General features: G+C 61.6%; 18 protein-coding genes. 7 read left to right on the top strand and 11 right to left on the bottom strand.

Annotated elements, in window-relative coordinates; translation table 11 throughout:
- Positions 1–69: 69 nt before the first annotated feature.
- Genes dsbG through dsbD form a run of 3 tightly spaced genes read right to left on the bottom strand, consistent with a single transcriptional unit; the run spans position 70 to position 3379 of the window.
- Positions 70–831 carry a thiol:disulfide interchange protein DsbG gene (gene dsbG / locus HF257_RS01700; protein WP_185703730.1) on the bottom strand — a complete coding sequence of 254 codons (762 nt, stop codon included), beginning with the start codon at positions 829–831 and terminating at the stop codon, positions 70–72.
- Entirely contained in the window at positions 807–1652 is an 846-nt protein-coding gene (locus tag HF257_RS01695; RefSeq protein WP_185703732.1) for a TlpA disulfide reductase family protein, read from the bottom strand. The genes dsbG and HF257_RS01695 overlap by 25 nt, the downstream gene beginning before the upstream one ends.
- Positions 1652–3379 (bottom strand): protein-disulfide reductase DsbD, encoded by a 1728-nt coding sequence (gene dsbD, locus HF257_RS01690; protein ID WP_185703734.1) that lies wholly within the window; start codon positions 3377–3379, stop codon positions 1652–1654. Before dsbD ends, HF257_RS01695 begins: the two co-directional genes overlap by 1 nt.
- Positions 3380–3541: 162 nt before the next feature.
- Here dsbD and HF257_RS01685 point away from each other — a divergent pair, with 162 nt between their 5' ends.
- The 5 genes from HF257_RS01685 to HF257_RS01665 all read left to right on the top strand — a co-directional run bounded on the left by HF257_RS01685 (position 3542) and on the right by HF257_RS01665 (position 8221).
- Positions 3542–4222: a response regulator gene (locus HF257_RS01685; protein WP_185703736.1), complete on the top strand. Its 681-nt coding sequence runs from the start codon at positions 3542–3544 to the stop codon at positions 4220–4222.
- Positions 4219–5541, top strand: a complete 1323-nt coding sequence (locus HF257_RS01680) for an ATP-binding protein (RefSeq protein ID WP_185703738.1) — start codon at positions 4219–4221, stop codon at positions 5539–5541. Before HF257_RS01685 ends, HF257_RS01680 begins: the two co-directional genes overlap by 4 nt.
- 124 nt (positions 5542–5665) lie before the next feature.
- Positions 5666–6433, top strand: a complete 768-nt coding sequence (locus HF257_RS01675) for an N-acetylmuramoyl-L-alanine amidase (RefSeq protein ID WP_185703740.1) — start codon at positions 5666–5668, stop codon at positions 6431–6433.
- Positions 6434–6522: 89 nt separating this feature from the next.
- Complete coding sequence (locus HF257_RS01670; RefSeq protein WP_185703742.1) at positions 6523–7917, top strand: aspartate aminotransferase family protein; 1395 nt, start codon at positions 6523–6525, stop codon at positions 7915–7917.
- 82 nt (positions 7918–7999) lie between these two features.
- Positions 8000–8221, top strand: coding sequence for an MbtH family protein (locus HF257_RS01665; RefSeq protein ID WP_058424653.1), 222 nt, complete (start codon positions 8000–8002; stop codon positions 8219–8221).
- A 45-nt stretch (positions 8222–8266) separates the two neighbouring features.
- On the opposite strand, the gene HF257_RS01660 is transcribed toward HF257_RS01665, so the two are convergent.
- The 7 genes from HF257_RS01660 to minC form a co-directional block, all read right to left on the bottom strand.
- Entirely contained in the window at positions 8267–10435 is a 2169-nt protein-coding gene (locus tag HF257_RS01660; RefSeq protein ID WP_185703745.1) for a mechanosensitive ion channel family protein, read from the bottom strand.
- Positions 10436–10487: 52 nt separating this feature from the next.
- Positions 10488–10664, bottom strand: a complete 177-nt coding sequence (locus tag HF257_RS01655) for a hypothetical protein (protein WP_178119653.1) — start codon at positions 10662–10664, stop codon at positions 10488–10490.
- 209 nt (positions 10665–10873) lie between these two features.
- Positions 10874–12163 (bottom strand): M18 family aminopeptidase, encoded by a 1290-nt coding sequence (locus HF257_RS01650; RefSeq protein ID WP_185703747.1) that lies wholly within the window; start codon positions 12161–12163, stop codon positions 10874–10876.
- A gap of 172 nt (positions 12164–12335) precedes the next feature.
- Positions 12336–12971 carry an RluA family pseudouridine synthase gene (locus HF257_RS01645; RefSeq protein WP_159962013.1) on the bottom strand — a complete coding sequence of 212 codons (636 nt, stop codon included), beginning with the start codon at positions 12969–12971 and terminating at the stop codon, positions 12336–12338.
- Between the two features lie 96 nt (positions 12972–13067).
- On the bottom strand, positions 13068–13322 hold the full coding sequence (gene minE, locus HF257_RS01640; RefSeq protein WP_010208824.1) for a cell division topological specificity factor MinE: 255 nt from the start codon (positions 13320–13322) through the stop codon (positions 13068–13070).
- A gap of 3 nt (positions 13323–13325) precedes the next feature.
- Positions 13326–14138 (bottom strand): septum site-determining protein MinD, encoded by an 813-nt coding sequence (gene minD, locus HF257_RS01635; protein ID WP_003175251.1) that lies wholly within the window; start codon positions 14136–14138, stop codon positions 13326–13328.
- 201 nt (positions 14139–14339) lie between these two features.
- The gene (gene minC, locus HF257_RS01630) at positions 14340–15077 is read right to left on the bottom strand and encodes a septum site-determining protein MinC (protein WP_185703749.1); all 738 of its coding nucleotides are present in this window, start codon (positions 15075–15077) and stop codon (positions 14340–14342) included.
- Positions 15078–15196: 119 nt separating this feature from the next.
- Between minC and HF257_RS01625 the strand changes: the two genes are divergently transcribed.
- Positions 15197–16132, top strand: coding sequence for a lipid A biosynthesis lauroyl acyltransferase (locus tag HF257_RS01625; protein WP_185703751.1), 936 nt, complete (start codon positions 15197–15199; stop codon positions 16130–16132).
- 30 nt (positions 16133–16162) lie between these two features.
- Entirely contained in the window at positions 16163–17311 is a 1149-nt protein-coding gene (locus HF257_RS01620; protein WP_185703753.1) for a patatin-like phospholipase family protein, read from the top strand.
- Positions 17312–17421: 110 nt separating this feature from the next.
- Here the strand turns inward: HF257_RS01620 and HF257_RS01615 are convergent, their stop codons facing one another.
- Positions 17422–18207 carry an outer membrane protein OmpK gene (locus HF257_RS01615; RefSeq protein WP_185703755.1) on the bottom strand — a complete coding sequence of 262 codons (786 nt, stop codon included), beginning with the start codon at positions 18205–18207 and terminating at the stop codon, positions 17422–17424.
- Between the last annotated feature and the right edge of the window lie 70 nt (positions 18208–18277).

The raw sequence follows: 18277 nt of genomic DNA, 5'->3' as shown, positions 1-18277 counted from the left end.
ATTTCTATAGGTGAACACCGTCAAATATGGGAGCGGGCTTGCTCGCGAAAGCGTCCGTCCAGTCACCGCTTATTTCGGCCCCATGATCTTCAGCAACTTCTCCGGCGAAGGCGCCCCTTGCTGCTGCTGCAACCCACCCTTGTCATCCAGATAGAAAATCGCCGGCGTCGCCGACAACTCCAATTCATCCATCAGCTTCATATTGGCATCGAGCTTGGCCTCGATATCCGCCGGGATCTTGGCCAGTGCCTGCAACTTGCTGCCTTTACCGGCGGCTTCGTGTTCTTCCAGTGCTTTTTGCGGGTCTTTGGCGGCGAACAGTGCGGCGGATTTGCCCGGGCTGTCTTCGCGGATGATGCCGACCATGATGTGGCGCAACTGCACCTTGCCAGCCTTCACCCATGGGCGGGCCTGTTCCCAGAACATGTTGCAGTACGGGCAGTTGGGGTCGCTGAACAGGTAGACGATGCGTGGCGCCTTGACGTCGCCGTCCTGGATCCAGCTGCTTTTTTCCATCTTGGCCCAGACTTCCTTGGCCATCGGCGCGTACACCAGTTTTTCCAGGGGCGCGCTGCTCAGGTCATTGCCCTGGGCGTCGTACAGGTTGCCGGCGATCACGCTGTTGCCGTCAGCGGTCAGGTACAGCGCCATGCCACGGTTCTGGTATTGCGCGGCGTAGCCGGTGAGGCCGCTGGGGGCGTCGAACTTGCCGAGGATCTTGGCGCCCTTGGCTTCGATCTGTTTGATCGGTGCCGGCCAGTCTTCGGCCTGGGCCAGGGTAGCCGCCAGTGTCAGGGGCAGCAGGGTCAGCAGGTGGCGGAGGCTTGGCATGTGGGTTTCCTTATTGTGGCGGTGTCGAAGGGTTCCATGGCGCGGGCCAGGCTGGCTTGGGACAACTCGCCCAGGTGGCTGTTGATCAGGCGCCCATCGGCTTGGTAGAACAGGGTAGTAGGCAATGCCATGGAGCCGACGGCCTGGCCAAGGCGGCCGCTGGCGTCGAACAGCACGTTGTCCAGCGTCAGGCCCTGAGTTGCCAGGAAGGTACTGACGCTTTGCATGCTTTCGGCCTGGTTGACGAACAGGAAGGTCACGTCAGGCCGTTGGTGTTGCGCGCGTTCGAGCACCGGCATCTCGCGCCGGCACGGTGGGCACCAGGTCGCCCATAGGTTGATCACCAGCGGGCCGCCCTTGTAGTCGGCCAGTTGCACCACGTCGCCATTGGCGTTGCGCAGGGTGATATCCGGCAGTTGCGAGCCTTTGTCATACAGGTTCAACGCCAGGCTGCTCATGCCCCAGAACACGAGACCTGTGACCACCCCGGCGCTTAGCGGTTTGCGCAAGGCCGGGCGGCGCCAGCCGTAGACCAGCGCGCCGAGGATCAGCACGATCACGCCGGGCCACGCGAGAAAACCACCGTCGCGCAGATCGACCATCTGCACCCAGTCGTTGCGGTAGTCGCTCCAGTACATCAGCACAAAGCTGATACGCGCGGCCAGCATGCCCAGCAGGAACAGGCTGAACAGCACCGATTCCGGGTTTTCACCACCGCGCTTGGCCACGCGCCAGCCCACCAGGGTGGCGAGAATCAGCGCGCTGATCAGCAGGATGTGATTCAGGGCGATAGCGAAGGTGCCGATGGTCAGGGTCATCATCAGGGCGCGTCTCGGGTTTGCGTCCAACGTTGCAGGAAGGCGGCGGCATCCACTTCGCCGGTGATGCGTTGGGCACGGCGTTCTTCACCGTCCGGGCCGATCCACACAAAGCTCGGTGGCCCAGGGACTTTATAGCGGCCGAGCAGCTCGCGGCTGGCGGCGTTGTCGGCGGTCACGTCCAGGCGTAGCAGGCGTACGTCCTTCAGCGCGTCCATCACTTGGGGTTGGCCGAACACCTGTTTTTCCATGATCTTGCACGACACGCACCAGTCGGCGTAGTAGTCCACCAGTACCCATTGGCCCTGGGCCTTGGCGCTGTCGAGCTGGTTTTGCAGCACGGCCGGGTCGTTGATGGTCATGAAGGCGTCGTGGGCACTGGGTGCGTTAGCAGTACGCGAGCCGCTGTAGACCTTCAGCGGCTGCCACAGGTCGTCGCTGCCACCCGCTGCGCCCACCACCAGCACCGCGCCCCACAGGCCCAACAGCAAGGAGCCTGCGCCAAATACCTTGGCGGCCAGGCCGTATTCGCGGGCCAGCGTCCAGCCGCAGTACGCCATGACCAATGCCAGGGCCCCCCACAGGCCAATCCACAGGCTGGCATCAACCACCGGACGAATCATCAGCACAGCGGTGCCCAGGAACAGGAAGCCGAAGACGCCCTTGAGCACGTTCATCCAGGTGCCCGGTTTAGGCAGGAAGCGGTTGCCCACGGTCACCAGCAGCAACAATGGAATGCCGATGCCGATGCCCATGGCGAACAGGATCAGGCCACCGTGCAGCGCGTTGCCGCTTTGGGCGATATACAGCAGGGCGCCGGCCAAGGGCGCGGTCATGCACGGGCCGACCAGCAGGCCCGACAGCGCGCCAAGAACCCCGGCACCTACCAGGCTGCCGCCGCTTTGCTGGCGGCTGGCGTTGTCCAGGCGATCGCGCAGGAAGGCGGGCAGTTGCAGTTCAAAGAAACCGAACATCGGCAGGGCGAGGATCACGAACAGAGCGGCGAAGCTGCCAAGAATCCACGGGGTTTGCAGCAGCGCAGCCAGGTTACTGCCGGCCAGGGCGGCCAATACGCCCAGCGCCGCATACACCAACGCCATGCACACCACGTAGCTGCTGGCCAAGGCGAAGCCACGACGCGGGCTGGCGCCACTGCCAACGACCAGGCCAGCGAGGATCGGCAACATCGGCAACGAACACGGGGCAAACGCCAGCAACAGGCCCAGGCCGAAGAACACCAGCAGGCTCCAGCCCAGGCTGCGCTGTTGCAGGCCGCTGGCCAGGCTTTGGTCCTGGGCTTGTGCGGTGGCCGCTACCGCCGGATTGCCGCCCAGGTCTACGGTGATCGATTGCGGCGGGTAGCACAGGCCAGCATCGGCGCAGCCCTGCCAGCCCAGCTTGACCTGGCCAGTGACGCCGGCCGGGATCTTCACTTCCAGGCCCTGGCGGTACACTTGCTGCTCGCCGAAGAACTCGTCGTTATGGGCTTCGCCCTGGGGCAGCGTCGGTTTTTCGGCCAGCCCGTCGAATTTCATGCGTTGCTGGTACAGGTAATAACCGTCGGCAATCTGCCAATACAGCTGGGTCTCGCCGCTTTCCAGGCGCTCGGAGGTAAAGGTGAAGGCCTTGCCCACCGGGAGGAAATCGGGTTTGGTTTCAAAGGGGTTGCCCGGCAAGGCCTGGGCGAATCCCGCGAACAACACCAGCAGAAAGGTAAACAGATGCCGCATGGTCAAGCCTTAGTTCGATGCAAGTTAGGCACACAATGTGTGGCGTTGATTAACCGATGATTAACCGGGGCTATTCTAGAGTGAGTGCGCACCGTTTAGCGGCATAATCTGCGCTTAATCCGTTGCCCTTTTAATCCCCCCATCTTTCATGAAGGGTTCAGCATGCACGTACTGGTCTGTGAAGACGACGAACTGATCGCCAGCGGCATTGTGGCAGGCCTCACCGCCCAGGGGTTTACCGTGGAGCGTGTGGGCTCGGCGTCGGCGGCGCGCGCGATGCTCAAGGCCGCGACGTTCGACATCATGGTGCTCGACCTCGGCCTGCCCGATGAAGACGGCCTGAAGTTGCTGCAGCAACAGCGCAGCCAGGGCCTGGAGATTCCGGTGCTGATCCTCACCGCGCGGGATTCGGTGACCAACCGCGTCGATGGCCTGCAAGCCGGCGCCGATGACTACCTGCTCAAACCCTTCGACCTGCGCGAACTTGCCGCACGCCTGCAAACCCTGCTGCGACGCGTGGCGGGGCGCAGTGTCAACCTGATCGAGCACGGGCGCCTGGCCTATGACCCGAGCAGTCGAGAGACCTTCCTGGGCGGCGAGCCGGTGGACCTGTCCCGCCGTGAACAGGCGTTGTTGCAGGCGCTGCTGCATAACAAGGGCCGCGTGCTGTCCAGCGAGCAGCTCAAGGACAGCGTCTACGGCTTCAACGACGAGCTGGAAAGCAACGCCCTCAACGTGCACATTCACCACCTGCGGCGCAAATTGGGCAATGGTATCGTCGAGACTGTGCGCGGATTGGGCTACCGGCTGGGCCCGGCGGATGGTGGAGAGCACTCTTCGTGAAAAGCCTGCGCCTGCGCCTGACGTTCAAACTGGGCGCCGCATTTGTATTGATCTGGGCCCTGGCAGCGGCCTGGATGCTCAACGACCTGCGCAACCAGATGATGTTTTCCCTCGACCAGCGCCTGGTGGCTTCCGCGCGAATGGTCGCGGGGCTGACCGAGCAAATGCCGGGGCTGGCCAGTGTGAGTGGCGGGGCGCATTTCAGCGCTGAACAACTGCATGTGCCCGGCGGCATGGCCTGCCAGGTCAGTTCATTGCGTGGGGAAATTCTTGCACGCAGCCATACCACCCCGGAAGAAGGCCTGGAGTCGCGCAAGAGCGGCTTTCGTGACCAGGTGATCGACGGTGTGGGGTGGCGCAGTTTCACCCTGTCCCGGGGCGACTTGTTGATCACTACCGCCGACCGCCAGGTCGAGCGTGAGGCGCTCAACCTGTCGATCTTGCTGGCGGCCTCTGTGCCAGTGGGTGTGGCGATGCTGGGCTGCTTGTGCCTGCTGTGGCTGGGCATCGGCCAGAGCCTGCTGCCGCTCAACCGCATGCGCGATGCACTGATGCGCCGCAGCGCCGACTCCCTCGAACCGCTGCAGATTCACCCGCTGCCCAGTGAACTCAAGCCGTTGCTGGACACCCAGAACCAACTGCTGCAACGCATCGCCAAGACCATCGAGCGCGAACGCCGCCTGACCGGTGACGCCGCTCACGAACTGCGCAGCCCACTGACGGCGATCAAGACCCACCTGCAAGTGGCGCGCATGACCGAAGGCGCCGCGCGCGACCAATCCCTGGCCCACGCCGAAGAAGGCGCCGACCGCCTGCACCGCACCCTGGAGCAATTGCTGCTGCTGGCGCGGGTCGAGGGCAGTCTGTCGTTTGACGATGGCCTGCAGTCCAGCGCGGAGGACGTCGCTCGGCTGGCCATCGAAGACGCCAATGCGGGCGACAATCAGCGCATCGACCTGATCTTGCCGGACAACCTCACTGACGCCCCGGTGGAAATGCCAGTGGGCCTGGCGGTCGCGGCCCTGCGTAACCTGTTGGACAACGCCTTGCGCCACACTCCGGCGGACACCCGCGTAGAACTCAACGTGTTCACCGCTGGCGATCAAGTGGTGTTCCGCGTGCGTGACCATGGCAAGCAAATTTCTGCCGAAGACCTGCAATACCTGACCCAACGCTTCTGGCGCAATGGCAGCAGCGAAGGCTGCGGCCTGGGGCTGGCAATTGTGCAGGCGATTGTGCAGCGCTGTTCTTGCTCGCTGAAATTCGACAGCCGGCCCGACGGCTTGCGCGTTGACCTGGGTATGCCGCTGCGGCGCTGACGACCGTTCTCTCAAGTGCCAAATAGTTACCGCCCTCCTGAGATTCAAGCCTTCAGGATGGCGGTAATTTTTTTGCGCTTGAACGGGCCGAAAGACTCGGCCTGTATTGAAAAGGACGGTTCTTATGTTGGTTATCGACACCAGTTTTCCTGCCCAAGGCTTCAACGAACGTAACGGTGAGCCGGTGCGGCAGGTGATCTTGCACTACACCGCAGCAGCCTTTGCGTCATCCCTGCGTACCCTGACCCAAGACGGGGTCAGTGCGCATTATCTGCTACCCGACCCCAATGAGCCCAGTTACCGGGCCGCTGGCTACGATGAGCTGCGGGCTTTTCGCCTGGTAGGCGAGGACAAGCGCGCCTGGCATGCCGGGGTCAGTCATTGGGGCGGTCGCGATAACCTCAACAGCCGCTCGATTGGCATCGAGATCGTCAACCTGGCGCGCGATGACGGCGGTGTGTTCACCTTCCCGGCGTATACCGAAGCGCAGATCGAAGTGTTGATCTTGCTGCTTCGCGACCTGCTTGGGCGATATCCGCAGATCGGGCCGACCGACATCCTCGGGCATTCGGATGTGGCGTATTGGCGCAAGAGCGATCCAGGCCCCCGGTTACCATGGCAGTGCCTGCATGAGGCGGGTGTAGGCGCTTGGTATGACGAGCCGACGCGGGCGATGTACCAGCGCCGATTTTGCATGGGGCTACCGCCGGAGGTGGAGGTGGAGCGGGCATTTCAGCGCTATGGGTATAAGGCCGCGCAGAATCGCCAGGCGTTTGAGCACAGGACGCGGGCGTTTCAGATGCACTTTCGGCCACGGGATTATTGCGGGTTTCTGGATGCAGAGACGTGCGCGATTCTTTATGCCTTGAATGAAAAGTACCTTGGATTGTGAAGCCTCATCCGTCAGTAAAAGATCAGGGCCCCTAAATCCTTTCCTTGCTGGTGCGTTTCCAGAACAGGAACCAGATGAGGGATCAAGTAATGTCCGTCGCTATCAGCCATATCGAAGAAGCCCCGATTCAAGAAACGCTTTATCAGTTCGAAGAAACCCCTCTGCTGGCACGTCAACGCCAGCAGGAGTCGAACGCCCGTAGCTACCCTCGGCGGATTCCCCTGGCGCTCAAGCGCGCCAAGGGGATTTACGTGGAAGACGTGGAGGGTCGCAGCTTTATCGATTGCCTGGCCGGCGCCGGCACCCTGGCGCTGGGGCATAACCACCCGGCAGTGATCGAAGCCATCCAGCAAGTGTTGAGCGACGAGCTGCCGTTGCACACCCTGGACCTCACCACGCCGGTCAAGGACCAATTCGTACAGGACCTGTTCGGCCTGCTGCCGGCGGAGCTTGCACGGGAGGCAAAAATCCAGTTTTGCGGCCCGACTGGGACCGACGCAGTGGAAGCCGCGTTGAAACTGGTGCGCACCGCGACTGGGCGCAGCACCGTGTTGTCGTTCCAGGGCGGTTATCACGGCATGAGCCAGGGCGCCCTGAGCCTGATGGGCAGCCTGGGGCCGAAGAAACCCTTGGGCGCGTTGCTCAGCAATGGCGTGCAATTCCTGCCATTCCCTTATGACTATCGTTGCCCGTTCGGCCTGGGCGGCGTGGAAGGGGTGCGGGTCAACCTGCATTACCTGGAAAACCTGCTCAACGACCCGGAAGCCGGAGTGGCGTTGCCGGCAGCGGTGATTGTCGAAGTGGTGCAGGGCGAGGGCGGTGTGATTCCCGCCGATCTGGACTGGCTGCGTGGCCTGCGGCGCATCACCGAACAGGCCGGCGTGGCGTTGATCGTCGACGAGATCCAGAGCGGCTTCGGCCGTACCGGCAAGATGTTTGCCTTCGAACACGCCGGCATCATCCCGGACGTGGTGGTGATGTCCAAGGCCATCGGCGGCAGCCTGCCGCTGGCGGTGGTGGTGTATCGCGACTGGCTCGACACCTGGTTGCCGGGTGCACATGCCGGGACCTTCCGTGGTAACCAGATGGCGATGGCAGCAGGTTCGGCGGTGATGCGCTACCTCAAGGACCACGACTTGGCTGGCCACGCCGCCGCCATGGGCGAGCGCCTCGGTGAACACCTGCGCATCCTGCAGCGCGATTTCCCGCACCTGGGCGATATTCGCGGTCGCGGATTGATGCTTGGCGTCGAGTTGGTGGACCCGAACGGCACACCCGACATACAGGGCCATCCACCCGTGCATCGCCAATTGGCGCCACTGGTGCAGCGCGAATGCCTCAAGCGCGGGCTGATCCTGGAGCTTGGCGGCCGGCACGGCAGTGTCGTGCGCTTCTTGCCGCCGCTGGTGATCACCGGCGCCGAAGTGGACCGCGTGGCCGAGATCTTCGGGCGCGCCCTGGCGGCAGCGGTGGCCAGCCTCTAATTTTTTGGCGGCTTGGCACGTTTCTACAGATATCGGTGCTGCGCGTGGTGCGCAGCCAGTCTTTCAGCGATGGAGAACAGCAATGACCTCAGTATTCGACCGCGACGACATCCTGTTTCAGGTAGTGGTCAACCATGAAGAGCAGTATTCCATCTGGCCCGACTACAAGGCCGTGCCGGAAGGCTGGCGCACCGTGGGCAAGAGCGGCCTGAAGAAGGAATGCCTTGCCTATATCGAAGAGGTGTGGACCGATATGCGGCCATTGAGCCTGCGCCAGAAGATGGACAGCGCCGCTATCGCTTAAGCAGCGCGGATGAAATGTGGGAGCAGGCAAGCCAGCTCCCACATTCTAAGTGGTTTTTTCTTTCTCCAAACCGCCCGACGCCCCCGTCACCACTTGCACACTCAAACGTGGTGTCGCCAAATCCAACCCCGCCTCATCCAGATGCCGCTTCAACGACAGGTTGAACGCCCGCGACACTTCCCACTGCTTGATCGGCGCCGTCTTGAAGCGTGCCCGCAGGATCGCGCTGCCTGACTCAAAGCTTTCTACGCCCTGAATCTCCAGCGGCGACCAGATATTGCGGCGCTGCAGCGGGTCGTTGCGCATCTTGTGGCCGACATCACGCATCAGCTTGATGGCGTCGTCGATCTCCATGTTGTACGGGATTGCCACCCGAAAGATCGCGTAGCCGAACTCCCGCGAGTAGTTCTTGATGCTCTTGATCTCGCTGAACGGAATGGTGTGCACGATGCCGTCGATGTCGCGCAGGCGCACGGTGCGGATGGTCAGGCCCTCGACGGTGCCGAGGTGGCCGCCCACATCCACGTAGTCATCGATGGCCAGGGAGTCTTCGATGATGATGAACAGACCGGTGATCAAGTCCGCTACCAGCGATTGCGCACCAAAACCGATGGCCAGGCCGATGACACCGGCACCTGCCAGCAGGGGCGTGACGTTCATGCCCATGTTCGCCAGGGCCACGATGGCGGCAATGATGAAGATGGTCACGAACAGCACGTTGCGAATCAACGGCATCATGGTCTGGGCGCGGGCATTGGCCAGGCCTTTGCGCGAGCGTGTGAGGGCGTGGTGGATCGCCGTGTCGCTGAGAATCCAGATCAGCCAGGCAAACAGCAAGGTCCCGGCCAGGCCGAACAGCTTGACGCTGACTTCGTGGCCATCGCCCTCGGTAAACCGAATCAGTGACAAGCCCCACACCCGCAGGCCCAGTTCGATAAACACCAGCCACACCACGAGGTGCGCCAAGGTGTAGAAAAAGCTCTTCAACCGCTCGGAATACAGGGCGTGGCGCTTGTGCCCGCGCTGCGGCTTGAGGGCGTGGCGGCGTACAAGGCCGTTGATCACCATGCACAGCACCAGCAGCACCGTGCACAACAGCGATTGGCGCAAGGCCGTGCTGGTATCTCCGGCGGACACGAAGGTAGCGAACAGCGAGATGCCGACCAGCAGCAACGCCGGGATGTACCAGAACGAGCCGATGATCTCGATGGTGTCGCTGAGGGCGCGACGCGTCAGGCGGCGCGACAGCGGCTGGTTGCGGATCAGGTGGGCGATGGGCCGGCGGAAACGCAGGATAAATACGCCTGTGGAAAGCGCGGCCATTACATTGGCGACAGTCGCGGCGGTGTGGGACAAATGCTGGCCCAACGCTTGTACCAGGCGGGGATCGCTCAATGCTTCACCAAAAGCGGCAAAGCTGCCGATCCACCACAGCGGGCGGAACGCCTGGTGCCGCAGGATATACAGCGCACGGTGGCGGTGCGGCCCGTCGAGAACGGAGAAGGCAATGACGCAGATCGCCGAGAAACACGTGCCGACCACCAGCGCGTAGGCCAGCACCATCGCCAGCGACTTACCCAGGGACGAGGGCAGTGCGTAGCTCAGGTACACCGTGATCACCAGGGCGATCAGCCACGGCCCCAGTTTGCGCAGGGCGAAGCGCACCATGTCCCAGGTACGCGGGTGTTGCGGCAGTTCTTCGGGCAGGCCGAAACGTTCGCGTACGCGATGGCTGAGCCAGATCAACGCGTACGCAAGCAGGCTCCATACCGCGAGGATCAGCGCAAAACCGAAAATGATCGGCAGCCACTCGTTGGCCGGCAACATCAGGGCGCTGAGTTCTTCCTGGGCCTGGTCGACTTCATTGGACCAGCGCCCCAGCGGGCTGTCGACACCGGAAAACTGTGCCTCCAGATTGGCCAAGGTGCCGCCGATCAAGCCGAGCACGCCTTCTTCGGTGGCCGGTTGGGCTTTTTGCGTGGCTTCCCGGAGTTTTTTCAGGTCGCTCAGCAGCTGGGTGCGCTGCTGGTCGTTTTCCAGGGTCTTGATAACCTCGTCCAGCGACTGCCCCAGCGGTACGTCGGCTTGAGGCTGAGTCTTGGTGGCGTTGCCCAGCAGACCCGGCAGGCTCACGGCGTGGGCAGGCGCGAGCGGCAGCAACATGAGCAGGGCTATCAGCAGGGTGCAGGGCAGGGCAAAGAGACGGGAGAACACTAGGCGGTCAACCTTGAAAACGACGAGTTGACCGAGTGTACGAGGGCGTGGGTCATTCGGCCAGTTTGGCGAGGATTTTGTAGACCACGGTGCCCAGGATCAGCAGCATGCCGATCCACATGCCAAAGACGCCAACGGGCTTGTCACGAAAGTTGAAGCCTACGGCCAGCAGGATCATGCCGATCAGGATAGGAATAAGCATGGCGTGGAAGGAGGACATGGAGATCATGGTGCGACGGCCTTGTCGGAGTGGGAATACTGACAAGTTTAGGCCGGATTGCGGGAAATGCAGGTGATGTAGATCAGGTGTACACAAAACTAAATGTGGGAGCGGGCTTGCTCGCGAATGCGGTGGATCAGTCAGCATACTCAGTGACTGACACTCCGCTTTCGCGAGCAAGCCCGCTCCCACATTTTCGACCGCATTCAGCCCAGAAATCAGGGCAAGTCGCGACTCGCGTAAAAAGCCCCCAACACCTTCACCAGATGCGCCAGGTCATGGCTGCCGCACAGCTCACGAATGGAATGCATGGCAAACGTCGGCAAACCGATATCCACGGTGCGCACGCCCAGGTGGCTGGCGGTGATCGGGCCGATGGTGGAACCACAGCCCATGTCGCTGCGCACCACGAAGCTCTGCACCGGTACTTCTTCGGCCATGCACAAGTGACGGAAGAACCCGGCAGTTTCGCTGTTGGTGGCGTAGCGCTGGTTGCTGTTGACCTTGATCACCGGGCCGGCATTGAGCTTGGGGCCGTGGTTGGCGTCGTGTTTCTCGGCGTAGTTCGGGTGCACACCGTGGGCGTTGTCGGCAGACACCAGCAGGGATTTCTGAATGGTGCGTACGAATTCATCACCTTCCGGCAGCAGGCGGCGCAGGGTCTGTTCCAGCATCGGACCATCGGCGCCGCAGGCGGAGCAGGAGCCGACTTCTTCGTGGTCGTTGCACACCAGCACGCAGGTTTCATCGGTGTCGCTGGTGAGCAAGGCCTGCAGGCCGGCGTAGCAGGACAACAAGTTATCCAGGCGCGCGCCGGCAATGAAGTCGCCATTCAGGCCAATCACCGCAGCGCTTTGGGTGTCGTAGAAACTCAGCTCGTAGTCGAGCACCACATCGGCGTTCAGCCCATGTTCGCGGGCCAGTTGCTCGGTGAGCACGGCGCGGAAGTCTACGCGCTCGTCGCCGGCGAATTGCGCGAGGATCGGCGGCAGCTCGGTCTGTGCATTGATCGCCCAACCCTGGTTGGCTTCACGGTTCAGGTGAATGGCCAGGTTGGGGATGATGGCGATGGGCAGCTTGAAGTCGATCAGCTGGCTTTCGACCTTGCCATCGCGGCGGAAGGTCACGCGGCCGGCCAGGGACAGGTCGCGGTCGAACCACGGCGCCAGCAGTGCACCGCCGTAGACTTCGACGCCCAGTTGCCAGAAACCTTGGCGTTGCAGCTCAGGCTGGGGCTTGACCCGCAGGCACGGGCTGTCGGTGTGGGCGCCGACCAGGCGAATGCCACCTTGCAGCGGCGAATGGCGGCCGAGCTTGAAGGCGATGATCGAGGAGTCGTTGCGGGTCACGTAATAGCGACCGTTGGCTTCGGTGATCCAGGTATCGCGCTCGTCAAGACGCTGGTAACCGGCCGCTTCCAGGCGCTGGGCGAGGGCAGCAGTGGCATGAAAAGGAGTAGGGGAGGCCTTGAGGAAGTCGATCAGGCCTTGATTCAACGCTTCGCGCATAAATAGCTCCAGACAGCAATGCGCGGAGTTTACCGTCGGTGGCGAAAAGTGCACAGAACAAATGTGGGAGCGGGCTTGCTCGCGAATGCAGTGTGTCAGCCACTGAATGTGCCAACTGATCCACCGCATTCGCGAGCAAGCCCGCTCCCACATTTTGAACCTATTGCCAGCTTTAGAAGGGCGCAGGACACTCGAAGCGCAAACGCTCGCCGCTTTGCGGATGCGTGAAGCTGAGCATGCTCGCGTGCAGGCACAGGCGCGGCCAGGCCGCCAGGGCTTGTTCGTGAGCGTACAGGCCATCACCCAGCAGCGGGTGGCCGATGGAAAGCATGTGCACGCGCAGTTGGTGCGAACGCCCGGTAATCGGCGTCAGCTCCACACGGCACCAGTCGCCACAGCGCTCCAGCACCTTCCAGAAAGTCAGCGCGTGCTTGCCGAACTCGTAATCCACCACATGGCGCGGCTTGGTCGGCGGGTCGTAGCGCAAGGGCAGGTCGATGCTGCCGCTGTCCAGTTCCGGTTGGCCCCAGGCCAGGGCGGTGTAGGCCTTTTCGGTTTCACGGTCGTGAAACTGGCGGGACAGTTCGCGGTGGCTATCGGCGTCCCGGGCCAGCAGGATGATCCCTGAGGTTTCCCAGTCCAGGCGATGGACGATGCGGGCTTCGGGGTAGCCGTTTTCCTGCAGGCGGGTGATCAGGCAGTCCTTGTTGTCGTCGGCGCGGCCAGGCACCGAGAGCAGCAGGGTTGGCTTGTTCACCACCAGGACAGCGTCGTCCTGATGCAGGATATGGATATTGGACAGCGGCATTAAACAGCCTCGTAACAAACGCCAACGGCGGCTCGCCCACCTGGCTCCCGAAAAGGGATCAAGGTGTGCGAGCCGCCGTGGCGGCCGCCTGTTCGATCAACGATCAGGCAGGGTGATATTGAGTTCCAGAATCGAGCAGCTGCCGTCGTTTTCCAGGGCGACATGTACATCGTCGTTCCCGATGTTGACGTACTTGCGGATCACCTCGACCAGTTCCTTCTGCAAGGCTGGCAGGTAGTCCGGCGTGCTGCGTTGGCCGCGTTCGTGCGCCACGATGATCTGTAGACGCTCTTTCGCTACCGACGCGGTCGTAGGCTTTTTGTTGGCGCGAAAGAAGTCGAGAAATTTCATTGTTTAGTTGCCTCCAAAGATACGCTCGAAGAATCCCTTCTTCTTTACATCGAGGAAGCGATGTTCCACGGTCTTGCCCAGCAGGCGATCAACTGCATCGCTGTACGCCTGGCCGGCGTCGCTCTGGTCATCGAGGATGACCGGAACGCCTTGGTTGGAGGCCTTCAGGACTGCCTGGGATTCTGGAATCACGCCCAGCAGGGTCACTGCGAGGATTTCCTTCACGTCTTCAACGCCGAGCATTTCGCCATTGCTGACGCGCTCAGGGTTGTAACGGGTGAGCAGCAAGTGCTCCTTGATCGGGTCCTGGCCTTCTTCGGCGCGCTTGGATTTGCTGGCCAGCAGGCCCAGCATACGGTCCGAGTCACGTACGGAGGACACTTCCGGGTTCGTGACCACGATGGCTTCGTCGGCGAAGTACATCGCCAAGTGAGCACCGGTTTCGATACCGGCCGGGGAGTCGCACACCACGTACTCGAAGGTTTCTTTCAGCTCTGCCAGGACTTTGCCTACGCCTTCCTTGGTCAGTGCGTCTTTGTCGCGGGTCTGGCTGGCAGCCAGCACGTACAGGTTCTCAAGGCGCTTGTCCTTGATCAGGGCCTGCTGCAGGTTGGCTTCGCCGTTCACCACGTTGACGAAGTCGTACACCACGCGGCGTTCGCAGCCCATGATCAGGTCGAGGTTACGCAAACCGACGTCGAAGTCGACGATAACTGTTTTGTGGCCGCGCAGAGCGAGGCCGGTACCGATAGCGGCGCTGGTGGTGGTCTTACCCACACCACCCTTGCCGGATGTAACCACGAGAATCTTGGCCAAGGTGTTTCACCCCTAAGGAAAAAGGACTTTTCGGTCCCTGAAAAACATCTCTTGGAACTCGCTGCAGGCGGACAGCCTTTGTAGGAAAAAGATGTGGTTTCCGGAGGGGAAACGCCAACTTCCAATTATTCCTACACAAGTATTGCCGGTTTCGCTGTGCTATCAGAGTCTAGAGATGCTTGGAAAATGCGGCAGTATCCGTTAAAGACGGATGATGTTCAACACATCGCCCGACAGGCTGACCTGCACCCCGGCCCCCCACAGCGGATCACGGCGCAAATCTTCTGAAACCTTGTACTGGCCTGCGATGGACACTAGCTCAGCGGTCAACTGCTGGCAAAAAATACGGGCCTTGGTATCACCTTTGATGCCGGCGAGGGCACGTCCGCGCATCGGGCCGTATACATGGATGTTGCCATCGGCGAGAAGTTCCGCTCCTGGACTGACCGACGAGATCACCACAAGGTCGCCACCCTGGGCGTAAATCTGCTGCCCGCCCCGTACGGGAGAGGTGATGATTTTTGTAGGCTTTATCGTAGGCTCGGGTGGTTTTTCCGGTTTTTTCTTCTCTTCGCCGACCAATGGTTCTAGCGGACGCTCGCGCGCACCGGACGGCGGCAGTACTGGCAGTTCAATGGCGATGGCCGCGGCAATGTCTTCGATACGGCTGGCACGAATTGCCAGGGTGCGCAGGCCATGGGAGCGGCACACGCGCATCAGGCCGGGCAGGTCGATGACGCCTTGGCCGGCAGGCAGCTTGTCCAGGGCCAGCACCAGCGGGGCATTGTTGAAGAAGTTCGGCGCCAGGGCGACCTTGGCGGCCAATTGGCGGTCCAGGGCGTCGAGGTCGTTGCGGGCCAGTTCCAGCACGGTGATGGCGAGCATGCTGCCTTTCAGCTGGAACACGGGATCTTGGTCTAGCGGTTCGGTTTGGCTCATGGTCGGCAAAAGCGGCTTGTCACGAAAAGTGTCGAGACTTATAACGAGAACATCCACTGGCCGCAAGCCGAGTCGAACCGTTGTAGAATGCGCGGCCCTTGTCTTTACCGGAATCTGTAATGGATCGCCCGCGTTTTCGAGCTGTATTTTTTCACCCACGTTTTTGGCTGTTATGGCTGGGACTCGGCCTGCTGTGGCTGGTCACCCAGTTGCCGTACCGCGCGCTGCTGGTCATTGGGCGCCTGTTGGGTGCGGGAATGTACCGTGTGGCCGGTGAACGTCGGCGCATCGCCGCGCGAAACCTGGAGCTGTGCTTCCCGGAAAAATCCGCCAAAGAGCGAAAACATTTGCTCAAGGAAAACTTTGCCTCCACCGGCATCGCCTTCTTTGAAATGGCCATGAGCTGGTGGTGGTCGCGCCAGCGTTTGGCGCGCCTGGCCCATGTCGAAGGCCTGGAGCACCTCAAGCAGGCTCAGTTGGACGGCAAGGGCGTGATCCTCATGGCCCTGCATTTCACCACCCTGGAAATCGGCGCAGCCTTGCTGGGGCAAAAGCACACCATTGATGGCATGTACCGCGAGCACGGCAACCCGCTGTTCGACTATATCCAGCGCCGTGGCCGCGAGCGCCACAACCTCGACTCCCTGGCGGTGGAGCGCGAGGACGTGCGCGGCATGCTCAAGCTGCTGCGCGCCGGCCGTGCCATCTGGTATGCACCGGACCAGGACTACGGCGCCAAGCAAAGCATCTTCGTGCCGCTGTTCGGCATTCAGGCCGCTACCGTGCCGGCCACCAGCAAGTTCGCCAAGCTGGGCAAGGCGCTGGTGGTGCCGTTCACCCAGCAGCGCCTGGCCGACGGCAGTGGGTACCGCCTGGTGATCCACCCGCCGCTGGCTGACTTCCCCGGCGAAAGCGATGAGGCCGATTGCCTGCGCATCAACCAGTGGGTCGAAGCCTCGGTACGTGAATGCCCCGAGCAGTACCTGTGGACCCATCGCCGCTTCAAGAGCCGGCCACCGGGTGAGCCAAAACTGTACGAAAAACGCCGTCGGTAATCCCGACGTTCCCCTACATGGAGTGATGCGATGCGCCCAGCTGAACCGGTTACAGGCTTGATTCTTTCCGGCGGCGGGGCGCGAGCGGCGTATCAAGTGGGGGTGTTGGCGGCGATTGCCGAGTTGCTGCCGCCAGGGGCACCGAATCCGTTCCCGGTGATCGTCGGTACGTCGGCCGGTGCGATCAATGCGGTGAGCCTGGCCAGCGGGGCCATGGATTTCACCGCCGCGATCCAACGACTTACCGCGTTCTGGCAAGGCTTTCGCAGCCATCTGGTGCTGCGCAGTGACTGGCCGGGGGTGATTCGCCAGGCGAGCCGGTTTTTTTTCCACAGTTTGCTCGGCTTGGGCGCGCAGGTGCCGGTGGCACTGCTCAATAGCGCGCCGTTGCGCGATTTGCTCAACGACAAACTGCACCTGCACGGTATCGACGAAGCCATCCGCAAAAAGCACCTGCATGCGGTGGCCGTGACAGCCTTCGGTTATGAGTCCGGGCAAGCGGTGACCTTTTATCAAGGCGGGCGCACCATCGACGCGTGGTTGCGCCATCGGCGTATCGGTGTGCCCACTCAGCTCAGCGTTGAACACCTGCTGGCCAGTTCGGCGATCCCCTTGCTGTTCGCCCCAGTCAAACTTGACCATGAGTATTTCGGCGACGGCGCTGTACGCCAGTCGGCCCCCATCAGCCCGGCGCTGCACCTGGGGGCCAGCCGTGTGTTGGTGGTGGGCGTCAGCGGCAACCCGCGTGGCAATGAGCCAGCCGTGCAGCGAACCTTCACCGGCCAGGAGCCGACCCTGGCGCAGATCGGTGGGCACATGCTCAACAGTACGTTCATCGACAGCCTGGAAAGCGATATCGAACTGCTGGAGCGGCTCAACCAGTTCAGCCATTTCCGGCCTGCCGACAGCACCGCCCAGGGGCTGGCACCGGTGGAAGTGCTGGTCATTGCACCCAGCCAGCCTATCGACGAAATCGCGGCGCGACATCGCCAGGAATTGCCGGCGGCGTTGCGTCTGTTTCTGCGGGGGCCGGGGGCGACCAAGACGAGCGGAGCGGGGGTGTTGAGTTACTTGCTGTTCGAGGCGGGTTACTGCAGCGAGTTGATCGAGCTGGGGCGGCGGGACGCGTTGGCCAAGCGTGATCAGATCACGCGATTTTTGGGATTGTCCCCGATCTAACTGTGGGAGCGGGCTTGCTCGCGAATGCGGTGTGTCAGTCAGCACATTGGGTGACTGATCTATTGCATTCGCGAGCAAGCCCGCTCCCACATTAGTCCGGCGGTGTTTAATCAGAAGTGGTACTTGACCAGGAAGCTCGCCGTGTCCTGGTTGGTCTTGAACGCGCCTGAATCTTCGATCCCGTACTTGTTCTTCCAGTAGTCGTATTCAAAGCCGACGTACAGTTGCTTCTCGCCCCAATGCAACGCCTTGCCCAGGTCATATTTGACCTGTGGGTTGAAGTGCAGGTTGGCGTGGTAAGTGCCACGGGCGTTCTTGTCGTTGTCCGTCACCCAGTCCATGAAGCCGTCGATCAGGATGTTGGAGTTGCCCACTGGCAGGGTGTACGACCACACCGGCGTGATTTGCCACACGCCATCACCCGGGCGATTGCCCTCGGTTTGGCGCTGGTAGAAGTTCAACTGGAAGTAGTCGAAACCCGGGATGTTCAAGTCAAAGCCAGGGCCCAGCAGGTACGACTCGTTATCGCCTTCGCCGAACTCGTAAGTGAAGGCCAGCAATACGTCTTTGATCGGGCCGAAGGACAGGTCCTTGTCAAAGATCTTGCCGAATGACAGGCGTGGGCTGAACTCGCCGTAGTAAGTACTTGGGCCGACGTTGCCGTCTTCCTTGCCGTTGTAAAAGATGCGGTCGACAAACAAGAAGTTGTCGCCGTACTTCCATGCGTCGGCATGTTCGAACGTAACGGTTTGCTGGATCTGCGGGTTGACGGTAAAGCTCTTGCCCCACAGATAGGTCAGGCTGTTGTTCTGCCACTGCAACAGGTCACCGGCCACGGCTTGGCCACCGGCCAGCAGGGATCCCGCCAGCATCAGGCCTTTGAACATAGGTTTCATTCGGTTGCTCCCGAGTTAAAGTTTTATGGTTTTTCTTCTACGCAGGCGCTCTGGTGTGGCGCCTTTTGGA

Source organism: Pseudomonas cremoris (assembly GCF_014230465.1).
Note: the sequence above shows the minus strand (reverse complement) of the source record. Positions and strands in the feature narration are given on the sequence as shown.

Excerpts from the sequence above, each read along its gene's own strand:
- dsbG (WP_185703730.1), bottom strand. The coding sequence starts at position 831 with ATGCCAAGCCTCCGCCACCTGCTGACCCTGCTGCCCCTGACACTGGCG.
- HF257_RS01695 (WP_185703732.1), bottom strand. The coding sequence starts at position 1,652 with ATGATGACCCTGACCATCGGCACCTTCGCTATCGCCCTGAATCACATC.
- dsbD (WP_185703734.1), bottom strand. The coding sequence starts at position 3,379 with ATGCGGCATCTGTTTACCTTTCTGCTGGTGTTGTTCGCGGGATTCGCC.
- HF257_RS01685 (WP_185703736.1), top strand. The coding sequence starts at position 3,542 with ATGCACGTACTGGTCTGTGAAGACGACGAACTGATCGCCAGCGGCATT.
- HF257_RS01675 (WP_185703740.1), top strand. The coding sequence starts at position 5,666 with ATGTTGGTTATCGACACCAGTTTTCCTGCCCAAGGCTTCAACGAACGT.
- HF257_RS01670 (WP_185703742.1), top strand. The coding sequence starts at position 6,523 with ATGTCCGTCGCTATCAGCCATATCGAAGAAGCCCCGATTCAAGAAACG.
- HF257_RS01665 (WP_058424653.1), top strand. The coding sequence starts at position 8,000 with ATGACCTCAGTATTCGACCGCGACGACATCCTGTTTCAGGTAGTGGTC.
- HF257_RS01655 (WP_178119653.1), bottom strand. The coding sequence starts at position 10,664 with ATGATCTCCATGTCCTCCTTCCACGCCATGCTTATTCCTATCCTGATC.
- HF257_RS01650 (WP_185703747.1), bottom strand. The coding sequence starts at position 12,163 with ATGCGCGAAGCGTTGAATCAAGGCCTGATCGACTTCCTCAAGGCCTCC.
- HF257_RS01645 (WP_159962013.1), bottom strand. The coding sequence starts at position 12,971 with ATGCCGCTGTCCAATATCCATATCCTGCATCAGGACGACGCTGTCCTG.
- minE (WP_010208824.1), bottom strand. The coding sequence starts at position 13,322 with ATGAAATTTCTCGACTTCTTTCGCGCCAACAAAAAGCCTACGACCGCG.
- minC (WP_185703749.1), bottom strand. The coding sequence starts at position 15,077 with ATGAGCCAAACCGAACCGCTAGACCAAGATCCCGTGTTCCAGCTGAAA.
- HF257_RS01625 (WP_185703751.1), top strand. The coding sequence starts at position 15,197 with ATGGATCGCCCGCGTTTTCGAGCTGTATTTTTTCACCCACGTTTTTGG.
- HF257_RS01620 (WP_185703753.1), top strand. The coding sequence starts at position 16,163 with ATGCGCCCAGCTGAACCGGTTACAGGCTTGATTCTTTCCGGCGGCGGG.
- HF257_RS01615 (WP_185703755.1), bottom strand. The coding sequence starts at position 18,207 with ATGAAACCTATGTTCAAAGGCCTGATGCTGGCGGGATCCCTGCTGGCC.